Below are 20,708 nucleotides of genomic sequence, written 5' to 3'. Positions count from 1 at the left end.
TTGGAAAGAAGCAGAAGCAGATTTAAGTTAAAAGATAACGCAGGTGTACTTATGGCACTTATGGTGGTAATGATAGTATTTATGATCATAATTCCACTTCCGGCAAAATTACTGGATATACTTATTGCCTTTAATATAGCACTGTCCATAATTATAATACTTTTAACCATGTTCACTACGGAGGTATTGCAATTTTCGGTGTTCCCGACACTGCTCCTTGTAACTACGCTCTTCAGGCTGGCATTGAATATTTCTTCTGTAAGGCTGATACTCAGAGATGCCTATGCAGGGGAAGTCATAGATTCTTTCGGGGAATTCGTAGTTGGCGGAAGTTATCTGGTTGGAATAATAATATTTTTGATAATCATCATCATACAATTTATTGTAATAACCAATGGTGCCAACAGGGTTGCAGAAGTGTCAGCAAGGTTCACACTGGATGCAATGCCTGGAAAGCAGATGAGTATTGATGCGGATTTGAATTCGGGGCTGATAGACGAGAAAGGGGCGAGGGTAAAGAGGTCAAAGCTTCAGAGAGAAGCGGATTTTTACGGTGCCATGGATGGAGCTTCCAAGTTTGTCAAGGGAGATGCCATAGCCGCCCTGGTAATTGTAATGATAAATATAATAGCAGGGATAATTACGGGTATAGTCATCAAGGGAATGGATATTTCCCAGGCTGCCCAGACTTATACGAAACTTACCATAGGAGACGGTCTTGTGTCTCAGATTCCGGCACTTCTTATTTCAACAGCCTCCGGCATACTTGTAACCCGTTCTGAAAGTGACGAGGACTTTGGAACTCTGGCTGTCAAACAGCTGCTCGGATTTCCCAAGGTAATAGCCATAGCTGGTGCGGTTCTGCTGTTTCTGGCTATAATACCCGGACTTCCGCACCTGGCATTTTTGATACTTGCGGCAGCCTGCATCATAGCTTCCTACCTGCTGCACAAGGATGAAGTTGAACAAAGTGCCAGCAAGGCGGCGGTGCAGAATCAAAAAGCGGCCAAAGTGGAAAATAAAGAGCCTGAAAATGTCATGAATCTCATATCGGTGGAGCCTATGGAAATAGAAATAGGCTACGGGCTGATACCCCTCGCAGATGAGAGTTCGGGAGGAGATCTTCTCCAGAGGATAACTTCGGTGAGAAGACAGTGTGCCATTGAAATGGGTATAGTGGTACAGCCAATTAGAATCAGAGACAACCTGCAGCTTAAAACCAACGATTATGTAATAAAGATAAGGGGAACCATAGTTGCAAAAGGCGAGCTCATGCCCAATATGCTGCTGTGCATGAATCCGGCTGGTTCTAAAATTGACATCCAGGGTATAAGCACCAAGGAACCTTCTTTTGGACTCCCGGCTATCTGGATAAACAGGGATCAAAGAGAAGAGGCCGAGATAAAGGGCCTGACGGTGGTGGATCCTACAACAGTTTTGATTACACACCTTACAGAGACCATTAAGAATCATTCCTATGAACTTATGGGAAGGCAGGAAGTCAAGCTCATATTGGATTCAGTCAAGGAAAAATATCCTACAGTAGTTGAGGAACTTGTCCCGGATTTGCTCACCATAGGCGAAGTCCAAAAAGTGCTTCAGAACCTTTTGAGGGAGAGGGTGCCTATAAAGGACATGGTAACTATTCTGGAATCCCTTGCGGACAATTCGAGAAATACAAAAGATATAGAACTTTTGACAGAGTATGTGAGATTTGCCCTGGGCAGGAGCATTTGCAACTCGTTTATAGATGAAAATGGAACAATCACTGTTATTACATTGTCTAAGAATTTGGAAAAATTAATAGGGGATAATATTCAAAAATCAATGCAGGGATCTTTCCCGGCCATAGATCCGGATACTACGGGCAAAATATTTAAATCCCTCAGGAAGATGCTGGATTCAGTTTATTTTTATGAAAATCAGCCTGTAGTTTTGGTTTCACCAAAGATAAGGGCACCTTTTAGAAGGCTGATTGAGATGGTATTTCCCTCAGTAAATGTGCTGTCGTTAAATGAGATACCAAATGATGTGCAGATAAAAACTGAAGGGGTGGTTTCAATATAATGGTTATTAAAAAGTACAGGGCTAACAATATGAATGAAGCTATTACCAGGATCAAATATGAACTGGGCAGCGAAGCTGTTATCATAAGCCAGAGAAAAGTGAGAAAAAAAGGCATAGTGGGGTTTTTCTCCAAGAAAATACTTGAGGTCACTGCTGCTGTTGACAACAAAAAAAGAGAAGAAAATATGAATTACGGTGTTAGAACATTGAAGAAAATAGTAGATAATGGGTTAAAAAATAACCAGCAGGAGGATAAGAAAAAAGATGCGGTGGGAGGAGCTTATGAGAGCAGCCTGGTGAATAAAAATAACGATGAACTGATAAAAGAAGTACAGCAGATGAAGGGCATGCTTACTAAAATGATGAACAATCCCTGTGTAAATGTCGGGAAAAGCGAGCTCCAGGTAAAACTTGAAAACAGCGATTTAAATGAAAAAGTTATAAAAAAAATATTGGGCAATATAAATATCATGGAAGACGATAGAAAAGACGAAGAAAAATTAAAAGAAGTAGTGCAAAATATGGTAAAAGTGGATAATAGAAAGCTTTCCCATGCAGTAGTGCTGATAGGTCCTACCGGTGTGGGAAAGACTACTACCATTGCCAAACTTGCCGGGAGGATGGCCCTTGTAGAAAAGAGAAAAATCGGACTTATAACTATAGATACATACAGGATAGGGGCGGTGGAGCAGCTTAGAACTTATGCGGATATAATGAACATACCTTTCAAGGTTGTATTCACCATGAAGGATATGGAAAAGACCCTCAGGGAAATGGACAGCTGCGACACTATTTTAATAGATACTACGGGAAGAAACAGCAAGAACAAAATGCAGATATCGGAGTTGAGGGCATTTATAGACAAAGTCAGGACGGATAATATACATCTGGTGATAAGCTGTACTACAAAAAATAAGGATATAGATGCCATAGTGGAAGGCTATAAGCAGCTGAATTACAGTGATGTGATAATTACAAAGCTGGATGAAACCTGTACCTACGGTTCCGTATTGAATATTCTGCAGGCGGCCAAAAAACCTATAAGCTTTGTAACCACAGGGCAGAATGTACCTGAGGATATAAAGTCCATGAGTTCGGAAGAGCTTGCGAAGCTGGTATTGGGAGAGGATATCATATGCTAGACCAGGCAGATGAATTGAGAAAATTGGCTTCAATAGACAATAAAATCAAAAAAAGAAGGGTCAAGCGTACTGCAGGCCCCAGGGTGATAACAGTTACTTCGGGAAAAGGTGGAGCCGGGAAAAGTAATTTTGTGGTGAATACCGCTATAGCACTGCAGAAGATGAAAAAAAAAGTTCTTATATTGGATACTGACATGGGAATGGGGAACGACCATGTGCTTATGGGATTTTTGCCGAAGTACAGCATACACGATGTAATTTCCGGAAATAAAAAGATAGATGAAATTCTTGTAACAGGACCTTTTGGAGTGAAATTACTTCCAGGAGGGACGGGAATATCAAAGATTGATGAGATAACTAAATCACAGAGAGAAAATTTTATAGAGAAATTATCTCTTCTGGGTGATTTGGATTATATATTGTTGGATACAGGGGCCGGCATAAATAAGAATGTGCTGGGGTTTATAGCTTGCTGCAGTGAAGTTATTGTAATTACTACACCGGAGCCTACATCTCTCACGGATGCCTACAGCCTGGTTAAAGCTATAAATTGCCTGAAACTGAAAAATTCAGTGAAAATCGTTGTAAATAAAGTCATGAGCATTGAAGAGGGAAGGAAGACTTTCAATAAATTCAGCGGTGTGGTAAATAAATTTTTGAGCATTGATGTTGAATATCTGGGAAGCATGTCGGAGGACAAAAAGCTCGTGAGGGCAGTGAGAGAACAGACGCCTTTTTTAATAAGCTACCCCAGCTCGAGAATTTCCAGAGAAGTGAATTTTATAGCAAATAAGCTGAACGGAGTTAAAACGGATAATGGTGAAAATGGTATCCAGAATTTATTCAAAAAGATTTTTGATGTTTTTTCTTAGAAAGGAGGGATAAAGTGAAGTGTAATGTCGAGTTTGCTGTAAACGACAGGATTGAAATAGAAATAGGCGGTCAAATCTATAAAAGCAATATCCAGGACCTTTCAGATGATTATATAGGTATAAGCATACCGGTAAACAATCATAAGTATGTAGCTCTAAAAAAGGGAGATAAAATAGATGCAATATATTATTCCGGAAAAAACATATATGGTTTCCATACAATAGTCATAGGACGCAGAATAGAAAAAATATTTATAATAATGATAAAAAGACCCGAGGAGATAGAAATTATTCAGAGAAGGAATTTTGTAAGAGTTCCAGTATTTTTAAATGTATTATGTGCTGTGGTACCTGCAGCAGGGGATCTTCACAATTTGGACAATCAGGTGGAGGTGTTCAAAGCCTGTTCCCTGGATATGAGCGGCGGTGGAATGAAAATAGCCGCCGACGGCAGGTTGAAATATAAATTGAAGATTGGTGACATCATTATGGTTACTATTCCCATGAAGGATGACAGCTTGACTGTAAGGGGAGAGATAGTCAGAATTGACAGAAACAAAAACAAATCCAAATTGGTAATTGGACTGTCTTTTGTAGATTTGGACAAGGTAAACAGGGAGAGAATCATAAGGGTATTGTTCCAGGTGATGCGTGAACATATAAGAAAAGGAGCAAAGGAGGATTAAACATGGGTTTGGCAAATAAGTTGGATGTAAAAGATATGAAAGAAGAGCTGGTGAAAAAATATCTTCCTCTGGTAAAGTACATTGCTGCTAGAGTTATAATTGGAAAGACCAAATATATAGAATATGAGGATTTAGTCAGCTATGGAATGCTGGGATTGATGGATGCAATAAATAAATTCGATAAAAGCAGGGGCATGAAGTTTTCAACTTATGCGTCTATAAGGATAAAGGGATCCATGATAGATGAATTGAGGAGAAACAGTCCCATTTCCAAGGGCTCAATGGATAAACTCAACAGATATAATAGTGCGGTGGAGTCTCTTCAAAAAGAACTGGGAAGGGAACCCAAAAGTGTTGAGATAGCTGATAGGCTCAATGTTTCCCTGGAGGAAATGACACAGATTGAAAATTATATAAATTATATATCCATAGTGTCTCTGGAGGATTTGATATTTTCAGAAGAAGATGATATACCTCTCATGGGGACTATAGAGGATCCTAAAAGTCCAAGCCCTGAAAGAGATCTGGAAGAGAAGGAAAAACTGGAGTATTTGACCAGAGCTTTGGAACTTCTAAATAAGAAAGACAACCTGGTTCTCACTTTGTATTATTATGAGGGAATGACACTGAAGGAAATAGGCCATATTTTAAGTGTATCTGAGTCCCGTGTGTGCCAGCTCCACAGCAGGGCTATCATGCATTTGAGGAAGGCTATGATAAAATTGAAATATATACGTAGTTAATAACTTGATAGAAAGGAAATTTTTTATGATTCCATTTACATTGATTGCAGTGGGGATAATTTTGATAGCTTTGAATTTGAATGCGGTATTGAAGGAAAAAAAGTCTTTTAAAGGACAGCTGGATTCCAGAAAAGATAAGATGGAAGATTACAGGATAGAAATTGGCAAAATGAGAAAGGAATTTGCGGAAACGGTATTTGAACTTCAGGAGGAGATTAAAAATTTAAAGGATGAAAATAAAAACAGTGCAGATAAGATGATATTGTATGACAGCTCCGGCAGTAAAAAAACTGGGACCGCAAAACGTGCAGAGAGTAAAAAAACTGGGGCTGAAGCTGAGACTGAAAAGAACGATATAAAGGATGTAAACAATGTTAAAGTTGATGAAGTGAAAAATTTACTTGGTAAAAATGTGTCAATAGATGAAATATCCAAAAAGACTGGTATAGGCAAGGGGGAGGTTTTATTAATAAAAGAATTATACATAAAATAAGGAAAATTTTTGATTTTCTCAGTGACAGAAAGCTGCTTATAGGTGTGGGAATAGGAATTTTATTGGCTACATTTATCATGAGCGGAGTAAAGATCCAGTACCAGATGAGTAAGAGCCAGATAGAGGATAAGGCCAGATCCATTGGAATGCAGTATCCTGACGAGATGAAGGTAATTAAGTAATAGGTGGGGTGATAATAAATGATCAGAAGTTTTTATACAGCAGTATCCGGAATGATAACTCAAGAAGCAAAACAGGATGTTATAACAAATAATTTGGCCAATGTAAATACCGTGGGATTTAAAGAGGACACTCTTGAAGTAAAGCCGTTTAACGATGTACTTTTGCAGAACTATGACAAGGTAGTGGCAGGAAAAAATGTGAGAAACGTCATAGGAGGCATAAGCCTGGGAAGTGGAGTGGATTCAGTTCAAACTGGGTTTACAGAAGGTGCTGTACAATCTACCGGTGTATCTACGGATTTTGCAATAGATGGAAGAGGTTTTTTCACTGTCAGAAGGCCTGACGGAAATGAATTTTATACTAGAGACGGACATTTTCATGTAAACATAAATGGAACCCTTGTAGATGATTCCGGCTATGAAGTTATGGGCAGGGATGCAGCTACGGGAAATGTAGGTGCTATAGATGTGGGAAATGGAAAGATAACCTCGGATCCCTACGGGAATATAAGTATAGATGGAACTCCCAGATATAAGATTTACACTGTGGATTTTAACGACTACAATGCCCTGACCAAAGTGGGCGACAATTTATACAGCGGCTCGAATCCTGTGGAGTACAATGCGGTGGTAAGGCAGAATTGCCTAGAACGATCCAACGTCAATGTAGTAAATACAATGTCCGATTTACTTACGACTATGAGAAGTTTTGAAACGGATCAAAAAGCTGTACAGTCTATTGATGAAACTTTGGACAAACTTGTGAATGAAGTGGGCAAAGTATAGGGAGGTTTTGTTTATGCTTAGATCTATATGGAACAGCAGAAGCGCTATGAATGCACAGCAGGAGAAACTTGACTGTATATCGAACAATATAGCAAATATAAACACTGTCGGTTACAAGAAAGAAGATGTGGACTTTCAGGATCTGATGTATGAGACACTTAGGAGAGTGGGATATCCTACTAATCCGGATGGAATTAACACAATTAACGGAACAGGGGTAAAAACTACAAATTGGATAAGTGACACTTCCCAGGGGAGCGTTAGAGAAACCGGCCTTAGAACGGATATGGCCATAGACGGGTCGGGATTTTTCAGAGTTACACTCCCAAATGGTACGCCAGCCTATGAGAGGTCCGGCAATTTTAGTATAGATGCATCCGGAAATTTGGTGGATGCGGACGGAAATAAACTTGAAGTGAATTTGACCCCGGAGGGAACTGCCCTTTTCAATTCGGGTACAGTATTTAAAGATGATAATTTTACTGTAGACACAAAGGGCCGTATATACATGAATGTCGGCAATAATACCATATTGTACGGCAAAATAAATGTTTATAATGTCATAGGACAGGACTCCATGAGATCCATAGGGGATAATTTATTTGTGCCCCAGGACGGTGCACAGATGGTTTTAAATGACGGCGCCGATGTACTTCAGGGATATCTGGAACAGTCAAATGTGGATTTAGGCCAGGAGATTACCGATATGATACTGGCACAGAGATCTTTTGAGCTTGCCTCCAAGGGTCTTACAACTGCAGATGAAATGTGGGGACTCATAAATAGCATGAGAAGATAGACCCTTTTAAACTTTTTATGTAAACATATGAAATACAGCTGCATATAATGTAGGGATGTAATATTTTTGAGGGGAGTTAAAATATGTATAGATGTCCAATTATGGATTCCAATGAATATATGGGGAAAGATGACATGTATGATTGGGATGATTACGACTATCCGCAGTATATGTACCCGCCTAATATGTACAGGATGTGTCCGATGCTTTTGAATAGTTATTTTGATCCGTGTATGAGGTGCATGCATCAACAAATGAATCCAGCAACATATTCGCCAGACTGTGATGTTGACAGACCGGATAGAGAAACCAAAGGGTATTATAAGCCTGAGGACAGTATGTCTGATCTGGAAGAGGACGAATCTGACAATTTGAAAACGAAGGATAAAGAGGGTAAGAAGGATGACAACAGCGGCTACAGGGCTAAAATAAGGACAGTGGACATGTCGGAGATTCAGGACTAAATTCTAAACTTAAAAAACAAAGGGAGCTTTGATTGCTCCCTTTGTTTTTTAAGAAAGTGCTGCAGTGAGCGGTGGAATGACCTGTTTTTTTCTCGAAAGCATTCCTGGAATATAGACACTTCCATCTTTCAGTTCCTTCCCGAAGGCTTTTGAAATCACATCTTTTTGTCCTCCTACTGCAATTAATTCGGAGCCGTTTTTCAATATGTTCGTTACCATAAGTATTACCAGATCAAAATTTTCATTTTTGCATTTTAATTTCATGGAATCTATTACCCTGTTCCTTATGGAATTAAATCCTTCTGTGTCCATGGTGGAAACCTGACCTACGCCCAATTTTGTCCTGGATATATTGAATACTTTAAAGTCCTCATTCAATATTTTGTCCGGAGTTTTTCCCTCCAGTGAGGAAGCTGCTTTAAACATCTGCATTGAAAAGGGTTCTGGATCTATACCTGCTATGGCAGACAGCTTTTTCAGCATTGATTTATCCTTGTCCGTGGAAGTAGGGGATCTAAATAAAAGAGTATCCGAGATTATGGCAGAACATAAAAGCCCTGCAGCCTTCCGGGAAGGTTCTATTCCATTTTCAAAGAACCTCGATGCCACTATGGTGGCAGTACAACCTATTGGTTCATTCCTAAAATATATGGGGTTTCCCGTCTGTATGTCTCCTATCTTGTGATGGTCAAGCACTTCGAGTATTTCTGCATCTTCCAGTCCATCTACCGACTGGGCTTTTTCATTGTGATCCACAAGTATTATCTTTTTCCTGTTCGGAGATTTGAGATTTTCCATTGAAACAATTCCCAAAACTTTGTCTTCAGAATCCACTATTGGGTAATTTGCATATCCGTTTTTGAGTGCTGTGCCTTTTGCGTCATCCACAAGATCGGTGCTCTTGAAGGATATTATATTGTCTTTTTTCATTATACGGTTTACGGGTACGTTCTTGAGATCAGTGCCGCGGCCATCTTCGTTCTTGCAGCATGAACTCATGTCGGACCGGGATATGATGCCGGTTAGCTTGCCTGAATTGTTTACTACCGGCAGTATATTTGTATTGCTTTTGCTCATTGTCTCCCGGACAGTTTTTAAAGGGGTTTCCGGCGAGATGGTATTTACGCTGTCGATATTTACGTCGGAAATTCTCGGCTTGACACTGTCAACGAGTTTTTGGGGCTCTATTCCGAAATGATCCAATACGAATTTGGTTTCACTGTTTAAATTTCCCAGCCTTATGGGAACCGCCTTCACTCCCGTTTTGTTTTTAAATTCTGCATAAGCTATTGAAGAGCATATGGAATCCGTGTCAGGATTTTTATGCCCTGTGATGTATACAACGTCATTCATAATTTTTCCTCCTAAATGTATGTGAATAAAACAATATTTACAAGTTAAATCATTATTATGGATTATTATAAATATTATAACAAAATCCAGAATAATTATCTACCTGGTGTTTAAAACTTCCAAAATTATCATCTGGCAGTAAATTGTCAATTGTCAGCTGATAATTGTAATAATGCAGTACAAGGAGGGCATATATTTAATTAACGTAGAGGGAATAATTACTTTGGAGGGGTAAAATTGATTAATGAAAAAGAGATAGAAGGCGGTCTCACCCAAGTCGAAGCAGAGAGAAGGTTGAAAAAATACGGGCTTAATACTATTGAAAAGAAAAAAGGGGTATCTCCTGTAAAGATATTTTTTTCCCAGTTCAATGATTTCATAACCTGGATTCTCATAGTGGCTACGGTGATATCCGGTTTTATGGGGGAGAAAGCGGATGCTATAACCATACTTATTATTGTAGTTATGAATGCCATACTGGGTTTTGTTCAGGAATTTAAGACCGAAAGATCTCTGGAAACACTGAAAGAACTGGCTTCTCCTACCTCAAAAGTTCTAAGGGACGGCAAAATCAAGGTTATAAATGCACAGGAACTGGTAATGGGGGACATAGTGTTTTTAGAATCCGGAGATAAAATACCGGCAGACTGTATTTTGCTGTCCAGAGGCAATTTTATGGTGGACGAATCTCTTTTGACCGGAGAATCAGAGGGGGTTTCCAAGAGCAGTTCCGGAAAGAACAATTCCATATATATGGGGACTGTAGTTATTAAGGGAAAGGGAAAGGCAAGAGTAGTACAGACAGGTATGGAAACTGAAATGGGAAAGATAGCAGGCATGCTTCAGGACATCGAAAAAGACAGATCCCCTCTTAAGGAAAAACTGACATCTCTTGGGAAAGTGCTTGTTGTGGTATGTATTGTAATATGTATTATAGTGACTTTAGCCGGTGTTTGGAGAGGTCAGGATAAATATGAGATGTTTCTGGTGGGGGTAAGCTTGGCTGTGGCGGCCATTCCTGAAGGACTTGCAGCCATAGTCACTGTTGCACTGGCACTGGGGGTGTCCAGGATGCTCAAAAGAAATGCCCTTGTTAGAAAGCTGCCCGCCGTTGAGACACTTGGATGTACTTCCATAATATGCAGCGATAAAACGGGAACACTTACTGAAAACAAGATGACTGTAAAAGCACTGTATTTTAACGGAAAGATGCACAAAAGCGATACCGGGAAACTTCCTGACAATACGATGATGAAAAAAGCTTTTACATATTGCAACGACTGTAATTTTGACATAAAAAAAGTTGATATTTCAGAAGCTCTAATGGGTGATCCTACGGAAACAGCTTTGATAAAAGCGTTTTTTAAGGATGCAAGGGCACTGAAAAAATTTATGGATAAAGCTGAAAGGGTCTATGACATACCTTTTGATTCGGATAGGAAAATGATGTCTGTGATAATGAAGGAGGGCTCTAAAAAGGTATGCTACGTGAAAGGGGCTCCCGAAAGGGTGATAAATAAATGCAAGTATATATTGGACAGGGGACAGGTAAGACTGCTTACCGCAGGTGAAAAAAACAGAGTTTTAAAGGCAGTGGAGAACATGACTTCAAGTGCATTGAGGTGTATAGCAGCTGCTTATAAGGACAGTAAAGTTGCAGCCGGGAGAACTCTGGAGACCAACCTTATTTTTATAGGAATAGCCGGGATTATAGATCCGCCGAGGAAAGAGGCGAAAGATGCGGTGTTGAAATGCAAGCTGGCAGGTATAAGACCGGTCATGATAACGGGGGATCATAAAAACACGGCTTTTGCCATTGGCAAAGAACTTGATATATGCAGTTCACAGTCTCAGGTTATAACAGGTGAGGAATTGGATAAGTTAAATGACAGGCAGCTTTCCGACAAAATACAGAAAATCTCCATATTTGCGAGGGTGAATCCAGGACATAAATTGAGAATTGTTAAAGCGTTCAAGGCCAGAAATAATATTGTGGCCATGACAGGTGACGGTGTAAATGATGCCCCGGCAGTTAAAGAAGCGGACATTGGAATTTGTATGGGGATCTCGGGAACGGATGTCACCAAGGAGGCTTCCTCGATGATACTTTTAGATGACAATTTTGCCACTATAGTATCTGCAGTAGAGGAAGGAAGGGTTATTTATGACAATATAAGGAAGTTCATAAGATATCTGCTGTCCTGCAACTTGGGAGAAGTATTGACCATGCTTCTGAGTTCAATATTTTATCTGGATACACCACTTTTGCCTATACAGATATTGATGGTAAATTTGGCCACGGATGGTTTGCCTGCCGTGGCTCTTGGAGTGGATCCGCCGGAAGGGGACATAATGAAGGGAAAACCGAGGGCTAAAAATGAAAGTATATTTGCAAGGGGACTCAGCGAAAAGATCATTGTGAGAGGGGCGCTTATCGGAGTGTGCACTGTGTTTTCCTTTGTCATGGGCCTGTACCTGGGATTCGGCCTTAAAACGGCAAGAACCATGGCACTTTGCACTCTCATCATATCCCAGCTGATACATGTATTTGAATGCAGATCCGAAAAACATTCTATATTCCAGATAAATTTATTTACTAATCTATATCTTCTGGCTGCAGTTGCCACGTCTATAATAATGCTTTTGTGTACAATTTATGTACCGTTTCTTCAGATGGTGTTCCACACTTCGCCGCTTGTGGTTTCGCAGTGGTTTATAGTTTTGTTTTTCTCGGGTATAATTGCACTTTTAAACAGCTTGTATTTGTATTTCAAATCCAATAATTAGATCTGTATGTATGTAATGGGGAATGCTTCGGCGTCCCCCATTAAAATATCTCATATTTATCAGATTGTAATTAAATATTTTTATAAATTGATATATTGTCAATATGTGCGTAAAATAAAGAATAAAATGAAATAAAAATATTATAAAATTGAAAACTCAAATAATTTCCAACATTGATTTTTTATCACTTTTGTGCTGAAATATAAAAGGGAATTACTTTAAATTTTTAGTATTAGGAGGAGATTGCAGATGGAAGACGGAACGTTGAAAGACGTTGAACCTGCTGAAGTATTTAAGTATTTTGAAAAGATCAGCAGTATTCCCAGGGGTTCGGGGAATGAAAAGGGAATCAGTGATTATCTGGTTTCTTTTGCGAAAAAGCATGGCCTGGATGTCATACAGGACGATGCATTGAATGTGGTTATAAAGGCACCGGGTTCCAAAGGGTATGAAAATAGTCCCGGCATAGTAATTCAAGGCCATATGGACATGGTATGTGAAAAAAAGCCTGGGACAGAGCATGATTTTATGGTGGATCCCATTGAGCTGAAAGTAGTAGATGACATGCTCTATGCATCAGGGACAACCCTTGGCGCAGATGATGGTATAGCAGTTGCCATGGGACTTGCAGTTCTGGCTTCGGAGAATATATCCCACCCGCCAATTGAACTTGTCGTTACAACTTCTGAAGAAACGGGGATGAATGGAGCTCTGGCGCTGGATCCTAAAAATGTATCCGGCAGGACGCTTATAAATATAGACTCGGAGGAAGAGGGAAAGCTGCTTGTAAGTTGCGCGGGAGGATGTTCGGCAAGAATAAGTTTTCCAATAACATGGAAAAATTTAGATGGTGATTTTGAGACTTATGTGATTGGAATTGAAGGCCTGAGAGGCGGCCACTCAGGATCGGAAATACATAAGGGAAGGGCCAATTCAAATAAACTGCTGGCCCGTCTGCTTAGAAATTTGAGGCCTCAAATTGATTTCAGCTTAAGTTCTATAGAAGGTGGATCAAAACAAAATGCCATTGCCCGTCAGGCCCAGGCTGTTGTATGTGTCAATAAAAAGGACGGATCTTTGTTGAAAAATAGGGTTTCCAGCCTGGAAAAAATATTCAAGGACGAATTTAAAACGGCGGATCCGGATTTAAAAGTTGTTTTGAAAGCTGCAAAAGAAAATGCCCAAAAAGTTATGCCTGTGGAAACTGCAGAAAATATAGTGAATTTTCTGTACTTGATTCCAAATGGAGTTCAAAGCATGAGTATGGATATAGAGGGCCTTGTGGAAAGCTCTTTAAATTTGGGAATAGTTCAAACTAAAGAGGACACTGTTGAAATCATAAGTTCGATAAGGAGCTCTTTGGGAAGTATAAAGCGGAATATATTTGATATTATATCTGCTGCAGCTGATCTTACAGGAGGAAAGGTAACCGGGGAGGCATCCTATCCTGAATGGAAATATAACCCCGATTCTAAAATAAGGGAGGTTTTTATAGATGTTTATGAGAGGTTATTCGGTAAAAAACCTCTGGTGACCGCGATTCATGCAGGTCTTGAATGTGCACTTTTCGAAGAAAAATTCAACGGACAGCTGGACATGATATCTCTCGGCCCAACCATGTTTGGAGTCCATACCGCAGATGAACATTTGAGTATATCTTCCACACAGAGAACGTGGAAATATCTGGTAGAAGTATTGAAATCTCTCAAATAGATAATAAACTTTGACTGTAAAAAAGGAGGTACTTATATGAATAAAAAATTGTCCACAGGTGCATATGGCGGTGTATCTGGTAAAGATTATGTGCCATATGTCTCCAGCGGATCCAAATCCGGCGGCAATGGTAAAGTGCTTATAATCGGTATTATCTTAGCTGTACTGTTTGCGGCATCTACCGCATATTCGGGAATGAAAGCAGGACTTACAGTTGCTGCCGGTATACCCGGCTCCATATTGGGTTCCGTATTTATAGCTATATTTGCTAAAGAAAAGGGCATACTTGGCAAGAACCTGCTGCAAGGTATGTCGAGCGGCGGCGAATCCATTGCCAGCGGCATAATATTTGTTTTGCCGGCAATTCTTCTGATAGGTTCAAAAATTTCTTTCCTGGAAGGTTTTGTTGTTGGCGTGGGCGGGGCGCTGTTTGGTATAGGAATAGCTTCTCTCGTCTACAATTATCTGATAATTCAGGAACACGGTAAATTGATGTACCCCGAATCAATGGCCATATCTGAAACACTTGTTGCTTCAGAAGGTGCCAAGGGTTCGATCAAGTACATGGGAATTGGATTTGGAATAGGCGGTGCCTTAACTGTTTTGACAAGTTCATTTTTAAACGTAGCTAACAACGTCATAAGCTATGTAAATGAGTCCTTTTACAAGTGGAAATTTGAAGTTGAAGTCAATCCGCTGCTCCTAGGTATAGGATTTATAGTTGGTATAGATGTATCTTTGACTATGTTTGCCGGTTCACTATTGTCAAATTTTGCCGTTATGCCATTGATAGGTTATTTTGCTTCCCTGGGGCACGGTGCCTCGGCTGTCTGGAACAACCCCCATGTTGCCATAAATGCCATGCAGGTTAAGGATATAGCAGGCAGTTATGTGAAATATATAGGTGCAGGGATGATGCTTTCAGGCGGTTTTATAAGTGCCGTAAGACTTATACCTACCATAGGACACTCTGTAAGGGAAACTCTCAATGCTAAATCCTCAGAGGAAGGTAATGGTGGCAGCTCTTCTGCTGAAAACCTTATATTGATTGGTGGAATATTAATAGGCTTTATAGGCGGTTTTCTGATATCCGACGGGAATATAGTTATGGCACTTGTTGCTTCCATTTTGTCACTGCTTTTATCACTGCTGTTTGTTATAGTTTCCGGCCGTTTGACTGGTACCATAGGAACTTCAAATCTTCCCGTATCCGGCATGACTATAGCTTCCATAGTTATAGTAACACTGCTGTTTGTGGGAATGGGCTGGAAAAGTGTTGCAAATAACAGATCACTGCTGCTGTTTGGTACATTTATAGTTACTGCCATATCTGCAGCCGGCGGTTACTGTCAATCACAAAAGGTTACCTTTATAATTGGCGGTGACAGAAATGAAATGCAGAAATACTTTGCTGTAGCCAGTGTAGTTGGTGTTGCGGTAGTTACAGGTGTCATACTGTTACTGTCAAGCCAGCTTGCAATGACTGGTGACAATGTACCTTTTGCATTGCCTCAGGCCAATTTGATGTCAACATTGACAGGAGGCATAATGTCGGGGAAATTACCTTGGGTTATGATAATTGTAGGTGTTATCATGGGAATTGTCCTGTTCCTGTTGAAGCTTCCAGTAATGACTGTTGCAATAGGGTTCTATTTGCCGATATCTACGACTTCCATAATACTTGTAGGTGCATTTATCCGCCTGTTCGTAGAAAAGATTTCCAAGAGCAAGAAGGAAAAAGAAGCTAAAGTTTCAAATGGGATAAGCTTGTCTTCTGGCCTTGTTGCCGGCGGTTCCATAATAGGTCTTGTTGGCATAATACTTCAGGTGTCAGGTGTTATAAAGGGAAATGCCCCGAGCGGGTTTGCTTCTTCTAACGGCATGGCATTTATTTTGCTGATAGTACTTGTGATAGCTTCTGCAGTACCTATAATTAAAAGCAAAGCGGAAGATGCTGAGTGACAATGGATATCAATGAAGAGGATTTGAACATGGTATTTAAAATTCCGGATAATCTGGAATATGAAGTCGATAAAGATGGCATTGTGACTGTACTTGAAAAACAGGATCATAAAATACAAAAATTTTTTAGAAAGCTCAGATTCAAAATCCCACAGTATAAAAAGATTACCATGGATGAATTTGGAAGCTATGTGTTTTTACAGATAGACGGCAGTAAAACTGTGGAGGATATCGGGAAGAACCTGGAGAAAAAGTACGGTGATAAAGTTCAGCCTCTTTATGAAAGACTGCTGATATTTTTAAATTATATTGAAACCAATTGTCATTATATAGAAAAGACTGATTTGCAGTAAAAAAAGACGGCGGTATGAAAACCGCCGTCTTTTTGATATTTTATAATAAGTTTTGTGCAGGTTATTTAAATCGTTGGACTCTTCTCTGTACTTTAGGCATTTTGCCTTCCATGGGCACTAAATCTTTTTTGGTAGACATATTTCTTACATTCAAAAGCTGTATGAATTCCCTTGTTTCTTTCTTCTTTTCCTTGTTTTTCTTTATACTTTTACTTTTTAACCCCTGAAGCAAAAGCAGATTTCCCTGTTTTATAGATATGAAATCAGGTTTTTTAAACCACCTTTTTTTTACATAAGAGCATCTGACTATATTTTTGCTCCTTTCAGGCCTTACTAGAAGAGATACCTCCAATTTATTGAATATCCATAGTATAGTTTTTCTCTTTATCTTAACGGATATTGCAGTTCCCTGTACCTGTGTCAATCTGTCACCATATTTTTTCAAATAGGATTTTGTGTAGTAGTGTGCAATTTTATCTTTAAAACTCATGTGTATACAAACTCCTTTGTAACTTTTATTTATGTATTGTATAAAAATTCTATTATATTATACCATAGTATATTTGTTTTTAAAATATAGGTCCTGAAATTCGTTCCTAAATTCCGCCCTGAAGAATACTATTATATTAAGCACTTATATAAGCACTCAAAAGGAGGAAGAGTATGGATAGGAGACTGCCTAAAGAGAAAATTATATATCATTTTAAATTAGATGACGTAGATTTTAATTTTAAAAATAAGACAGATTCAGGTGATGGACTCGATGCTGAATCCGAATATGGTGAAATATATGAGAAAATTAAAGCTTCATTAAATATAGATAAAGAAGGATATAATATATATATCATAGAAAATTTTTCAAAAAACAGATTGAAAAATATTATGGGCTTCATAGACAAAATTATGGAAAATAAAAAAAGCGTACAGGATATATGCTATATAGTAGTTAAAGACAACAGAAGGCCAAAGACGCTTTTTTTACCTGCAGGTAAGGGAAAAAAATTAAAAAACATGCTGGCCAGAATACAGAACCTGTATTTCAGGTCCACTTATGAATTTTACAATGATTCCGGGAATAAACAGAAGGAAATCCTTAAGAAGGATTTACAGATAAAGAGGAATAATTTGATAAATAAAGTTGTGGAAATGTGTGAACATGAAGGGTTTAGTTTGAAAATTACCGAAGGAGGATTTAGTTTCATACCTCTTAAGGAAGATGGCAAGCCCATGAATGAAGAGGAATATGAAATGTTGAAATTGAAGGACAAGGAAGAGATACTGGATAAAGTGGAGCTGCTTAAAAATAATACGGAAGATATACTGGAAAAGTTGAAGATTGTTGAACTCAGCCAGATTGAAAGAATTAAACTTCTCATAGGCGAATATTTCAGTAAAAAGACGAAGCAAATTAAAGAAGAATATCTCAAGGTATTTGACAAGAATAAAGAGGCTTTAAAATTTTTAAATGAAGTGTGCGGCAATATAGAAAATGAGATAAAGGATATTTATTCTATAAACTATGAAGATGATAAAGAGAGCATAATGAAAATAATCTACAGATATTCGGTAAATGTGCTGGTGGATAATAGCAGTAGAGATAGACCTCCAATAATATTTGAAGAGGATCCAAGTGTCAGCAATTTACTCGGAAGTATAGAATATGAGAGCAAGAATGGAAATTACATTACAGATGTCAGTCTTATTGCTCCAGGATCGATTCTAAAGGCCAACGGCGGGTGCCTGATACTTCGGGTAAGTGATCTTTTAAGTAATAAGGGGGCTTATTACTATTTAAAAAAATCTATTATAAATGGCAGGGTCGACTTGAATTATAACAGGGGGTATCTGGAATTGTTATCTTTAAGCGGGCTGAAACCGGAACCTATAAAATTCGATGAAAAGATAATACTTATAGGGGATTACAGGACTTACGATTTGTTATACAGGTATGATGAAGATTTTAAAAGTATGTTTAAATTAAGGGGAGAGCATAAATCCCTTTTGAAAATAGATAAAAATACCAAGGCAATATTTTTGGAGAAAGTTTTTTCAATATACAAGGACAACGGCCTGCATCCGATTAATGAAAGTGCAATAAGAGAACTGGCAAAGCTTTTATCTAAGAAGGCCGAAGACAGAAATAAATTGTTTATGGACGACTATGAACTTGAAAGAATTTTACTGCTTTCTGACAACAGAGTTTCCGAGACAGGGAAAGAGGTTATAGATAAAAAGGATATTCTGGATGTAGCTTATGAGGAAGAGCTGGTTGAAGAACAGATAGATGACATGTATAGGGAAGGGCAGATATCCATAGATGTACGGGAAAAAGTAGTTGGACAGGTAAATGCGCTTTCTGTTGTAAGTACGGGTTATTTCAGCATAGGTAAGCCCATAAAGATAACTTGTACTTGTTTGCAGGGGAGTGGAAATGTTGTGGATATTCAAAAGGAAAGTGATTTAAGCGGCAAGATTCACAACAAATCGGTAAATATCTTAAATGGATGTATAAAAAAACTGGTGGGCGGTTACGAAAAAATACCGGTGGATTTTTATTTGAGTTTTGAACAGACTTATGGCAAAGTAGACGGTGACAGTGCTTCTGTAGCAGAAATTTTAAGTATTATTTCCTCCCTTGCAAAAGTGGGAATCAGACAGAGTATAGCTGTAACCGGATCTATAAATCAGTTTGGAGAAGTGCAGCCTGTAGGCGGTATAAATGAGAAAATAGAAGGATTCTTCAAAGTGTGCAAGATATTGGACAATACAGAGGGAAAGGGAGTTTTGATACCATGGACGAATATAGGTGGATTGGTATTGAAAGATGAGGTGGAACAGGAAATAATGAAAGAAAATTTTCATATTTATTATATGCACAATTTAAGAGATGCTGTGGAAATTCTTATGGATACGGATTATGACAGCGTCATTTATGGAGCCAGAAGGGAATTAAAAAAATATTTGCCTGGAAAAGAAAAACGGAAAAAGAGTTTATAGGAAAATGCAGTAGATTCACAGAAGGTAAATCTACTGCAGATATTTTTTTTATACGTTAAATCTAAAGTTTACTACATCTCCATCCTGCATTACATAATCCTTGCCCTCCAGCCTGTAGTACCCCTTTTCTTTTGCAGCTGTTTCTGAGCCGCATTCCACAAGCTTTTCATAGGGTATGATTTCAGCTCTTATGAACCCTTTCTGCATATCGGTGTGTATTTTACCTGCAGCTTCAGGAGCTTTTGCGCCCCTTCTTATAGTCCATGCTCTTACTTCTTTTTCACCGGCGGTCAAAAAGCTTATGAGCCCGAGAAGTTTATAACTTGCATTTATAAGTTTGTCAAGTCCGGCTTCCTCTAAGCCGTACTCTTTTAACATTTCCAATTTTTCATCATCCTCCAAAGTGGAGAGCTCCTCTTCTATTTTAGCGGAAATTACCACTGCTTCAGAGTTCTCATCTCTGGCATATTTTTCTACTTCTTTTACAAATTTATTTTCTGCATTTCCCGAAGTCAAATCATCTTCTGAAATATTGGCTACATAGAGTACTGGTTTAGTTGTAAGTAAAAAAAACCCCTTTACGAGTTCCCTTTCGTCTTTTGTCAATTCCATAGTTCGTACAGGTTTGCCATCTTCTAGATGCTTTTTTATCTTTAGCATGAAATCATATTGTTCCTTGGCTTCTTTTTCTCCGCCTTTGGCCAATTTTGATACCTTTTCTATTCTCCTGTCCATAACCTCTATGTCGGAAAATATAAGTTCCAGATTTACGGTTTCGATGTCCCTTACAGGATCCACGCTGCCGTTTACGTGGACTATATTTTCATCTTCAAAACATCTCACTACGTGGACTATGGCTTCTGCTTCCCTTATATGAGATAAAAACTTATTTCCCAGACCTTCACCTTTGCTGGCACCTTTTACCAGACCTGCTATGTCGTAGAATTCTATAGCTGTGTATACCTTTTTTTTTGAATTATACATTTTTTCAAGTACGTCCAATCTTTTATCAGGTACGCTGACTACCCCTATATTTGGCTCTATAGTACAAAATGGATAGTTGGCGGATTCCGCACCTGCTTTTGTTATTGCATTGAACAAGGTACTTTTACCTACATTTGGCAGTCCAATAATTCCAAGTTTCATCTATGTACATTCCTTTCTTAAAAATTATAATTTACTAAATATAAAATCCTTTTTAAATTATACTCTACAGGGAACATTATTTCAATGAAGGGTACGGACGATAAAATAGTCTCATTTTATTTATTCAAATATATTTTAAGGGAAAAATGCGGTAATATTTTGT

17 protein-coding genes are annotated in these 20,708 nt (G+C 38.7%); 14 read left to right on the top strand and 3 right to left on the bottom strand.

Annotated features, from left to right (window positions below; all coding sequences use genetic code 11):
• Nucleotides 1–51: 51 nt before the first annotated feature.
• From flhA to AB8S09_RS01550, 9 genes are all read left to right on the top strand, one after another.
• Nucleotides 52–2,067: a flagellar biosynthesis protein FlhA gene (gene flhA, locus AB8S09_RS01590; protein ID WP_369868379.1), complete on the top strand. Its 2,016-nt coding sequence runs from the start codon at nucleotides 52–54 to the stop codon at nucleotides 2,065–2,067.
• Nucleotides 2,067–3,209, top strand: coding sequence for a flagellar biosynthesis GTPase FlhF (gene flhF / locus AB8S09_RS01585; protein WP_294181431.1), 1,143 nt, complete (start codon nucleotides 2,067–2,069; stop codon nucleotides 3,207–3,209). The genes flhA and flhF overlap by 1 nt, the downstream gene beginning before the upstream one ends.
• The gene (locus tag AB8S09_RS01580) at nucleotides 3,203–4,081 is read left to right on the top strand and encodes a MinD/ParA family protein (protein ID WP_294181429.1); all 879 of its coding nucleotides are present in this window, start codon (nucleotides 3,203–3,205) and stop codon (nucleotides 4,079–4,081) included. The genes flhF and AB8S09_RS01580 overlap by 7 nt, the downstream gene beginning before the upstream one ends.
• A 14-nt stretch (nucleotides 4,082–4,095) precedes the next feature.
• The gene (locus AB8S09_RS01575) at nucleotides 4,096–4,767 is read left to right on the top strand and encodes a flagellar brake protein (RefSeq protein WP_294181427.1); all 672 of its coding nucleotides are present in this window, start codon (nucleotides 4,096–4,098) and stop codon (nucleotides 4,765–4,767) included.
• Nucleotides 4,768–4,769: 2 nt separating this feature from the next.
• Nucleotides 4,770–5,510, top strand: coding sequence for a FliA/WhiG family RNA polymerase sigma factor (locus tag AB8S09_RS01570; protein ID WP_294181425.1), 741 nt, complete (start codon nucleotides 4,770–4,772; stop codon nucleotides 5,508–5,510).
• A gap of 25 nt (nucleotides 5,511–5,535) precedes the next feature.
• Nucleotides 5,536–6,003, top strand: coding sequence for a hypothetical protein (locus tag AB8S09_RS01565; protein ID WP_369868353.1), 468 nt, complete (start codon nucleotides 5,536–5,538; stop codon nucleotides 6,001–6,003).
• A gap of 200 nt (nucleotides 6,004–6,203) precedes the next feature.
• Nucleotides 6,204–6,971 carry a flagellar basal-body rod protein FlgG gene (locus tag AB8S09_RS01560; RefSeq protein WP_294181421.1) on the top strand — a complete coding sequence of 256 codons (768 nt, stop codon included), beginning with the start codon at nucleotides 6,204–6,206 and terminating at the stop codon, nucleotides 6,969–6,971.
• A gap of 13 nt (nucleotides 6,972–6,984) precedes the next feature.
• Nucleotides 6,985–7,770, top strand: coding sequence for a flagellar basal-body rod protein FlgG (locus AB8S09_RS01555; RefSeq protein ID WP_294181419.1), 786 nt, complete (start codon nucleotides 6,985–6,987; stop codon nucleotides 7,768–7,770).
• Nucleotides 7,771–7,853: 83 nt separating this feature from the next.
• Nucleotides 7,854–8,234: a hypothetical protein gene (locus AB8S09_RS01550; protein WP_369868352.1), complete on the top strand. Its 381-nt coding sequence runs from the start codon at nucleotides 7,854–7,856 to the stop codon at nucleotides 8,232–8,234.
• Nucleotides 8,235–8,282: 48 nt separating this feature from the next.
• Here AB8S09_RS01550 and AB8S09_RS01545 read toward each other — a convergent pair whose 3' ends face one another.
• Nucleotides 8,283–9,587 (bottom strand): putative manganese-dependent inorganic diphosphatase, encoded by a 1,305-nt coding sequence (locus AB8S09_RS01545; protein WP_294181416.1) that lies wholly within the window; start codon nucleotides 9,585–9,587, stop codon nucleotides 8,283–8,285.
• A 240-nt stretch (nucleotides 9,588–9,827) separates the two neighbouring features.
• On the opposite strand from AB8S09_RS01545, the gene AB8S09_RS01540 reads away from it, so the two are divergent.
• The 4 genes from AB8S09_RS01540 (at nucleotide 9,828) to AB8S09_RS01525 (ending at nucleotide 16,402) form a co-directional block, all read left to right on the top strand.
• Nucleotides 9,828–12,374 (top strand): calcium-translocating P-type ATPase, PMCA-type, encoded by a 2,547-nt coding sequence (locus tag AB8S09_RS01540; protein WP_294181600.1) that lies wholly within the window; start codon nucleotides 9,828–9,830, stop codon nucleotides 12,372–12,374.
• Nucleotides 12,375–12,623: 249 nt separating this feature from the next.
• The gene (locus AB8S09_RS01535) at nucleotides 12,624–14,087 is read left to right on the top strand and encodes an aminoacyl-histidine dipeptidase (protein WP_369868351.1); all 1,464 of its coding nucleotides are present in this window, start codon (nucleotides 12,624–12,626) and stop codon (nucleotides 14,085–14,087) included.
• 36 nt (nucleotides 14,088–14,123) lie between these two features.
• On the top strand, nucleotides 14,124–16,049 hold the full coding sequence (locus AB8S09_RS01530; RefSeq protein ID WP_294181412.1) for an OPT family oligopeptide transporter: 1,926 nt from the start codon (nucleotides 14,124–14,126) through the stop codon (nucleotides 16,047–16,049).
• 2 nt (nucleotides 16,050–16,051) lie between these two features.
• Nucleotides 16,052–16,402 carry a PqqD family protein gene (locus tag AB8S09_RS01525; protein ID WP_294181410.1) on the top strand — a complete coding sequence of 117 codons (351 nt, stop codon included), beginning with the start codon at nucleotides 16,052–16,054 and terminating at the stop codon, nucleotides 16,400–16,402.
• Nucleotides 16,403–16,463: 61 nt separating this feature from the next.
• Here AB8S09_RS01525 and AB8S09_RS01520 read toward each other — a convergent pair whose 3' ends face one another.
• Nucleotides 16,464–16,892, bottom strand: coding sequence for a hypothetical protein (locus AB8S09_RS01520; protein WP_294181408.1), 429 nt, complete (start codon nucleotides 16,890–16,892; stop codon nucleotides 16,464–16,466).
• 173 nt (nucleotides 16,893–17,065) lie between these two features.
• Here AB8S09_RS01520 and AB8S09_RS01515 point away from each other — a divergent pair, with 173 nt between their 5' ends.
• Nucleotides 17,066–19,399 carry an AAA family ATPase gene (locus tag AB8S09_RS01515; protein ID WP_294181405.1) on the top strand — a complete coding sequence of 778 codons (2,334 nt, stop codon included), beginning with the start codon at nucleotides 17,066–17,068 and terminating at the stop codon, nucleotides 19,397–19,399.
• A 48-nt stretch (nucleotides 19,400–19,447) separates the two neighbouring features.
• Here the strand turns inward: AB8S09_RS01515 and ychF are convergent, their stop codons facing one another.
• Complete coding sequence (ychF, locus tag AB8S09_RS01510; RefSeq protein WP_294181403.1) at nucleotides 19,448–20,545, bottom strand: redox-regulated ATPase YchF; 1,098 nt, start codon at nucleotides 20,543–20,545, stop codon at nucleotides 19,448–19,450.
• Nucleotides 20,546–20,708 lie beyond the last annotated feature (163 nt).

This window comes from Clostridium lapidicellarium (assembly GCF_041224415.1).
In the GTDB taxonomy this organism is placed as follows: Bacteria; Bacillota; Clostridia; order Clostridiales; family Clostridiaceae; genus Clostridium_B; species Clostridium_B lapidicellarium.
The sequence above is the reverse complement of the archived record's forward strand: the minus strand, read 5'-3'. Positions and strand labels throughout refer to the sequence as shown.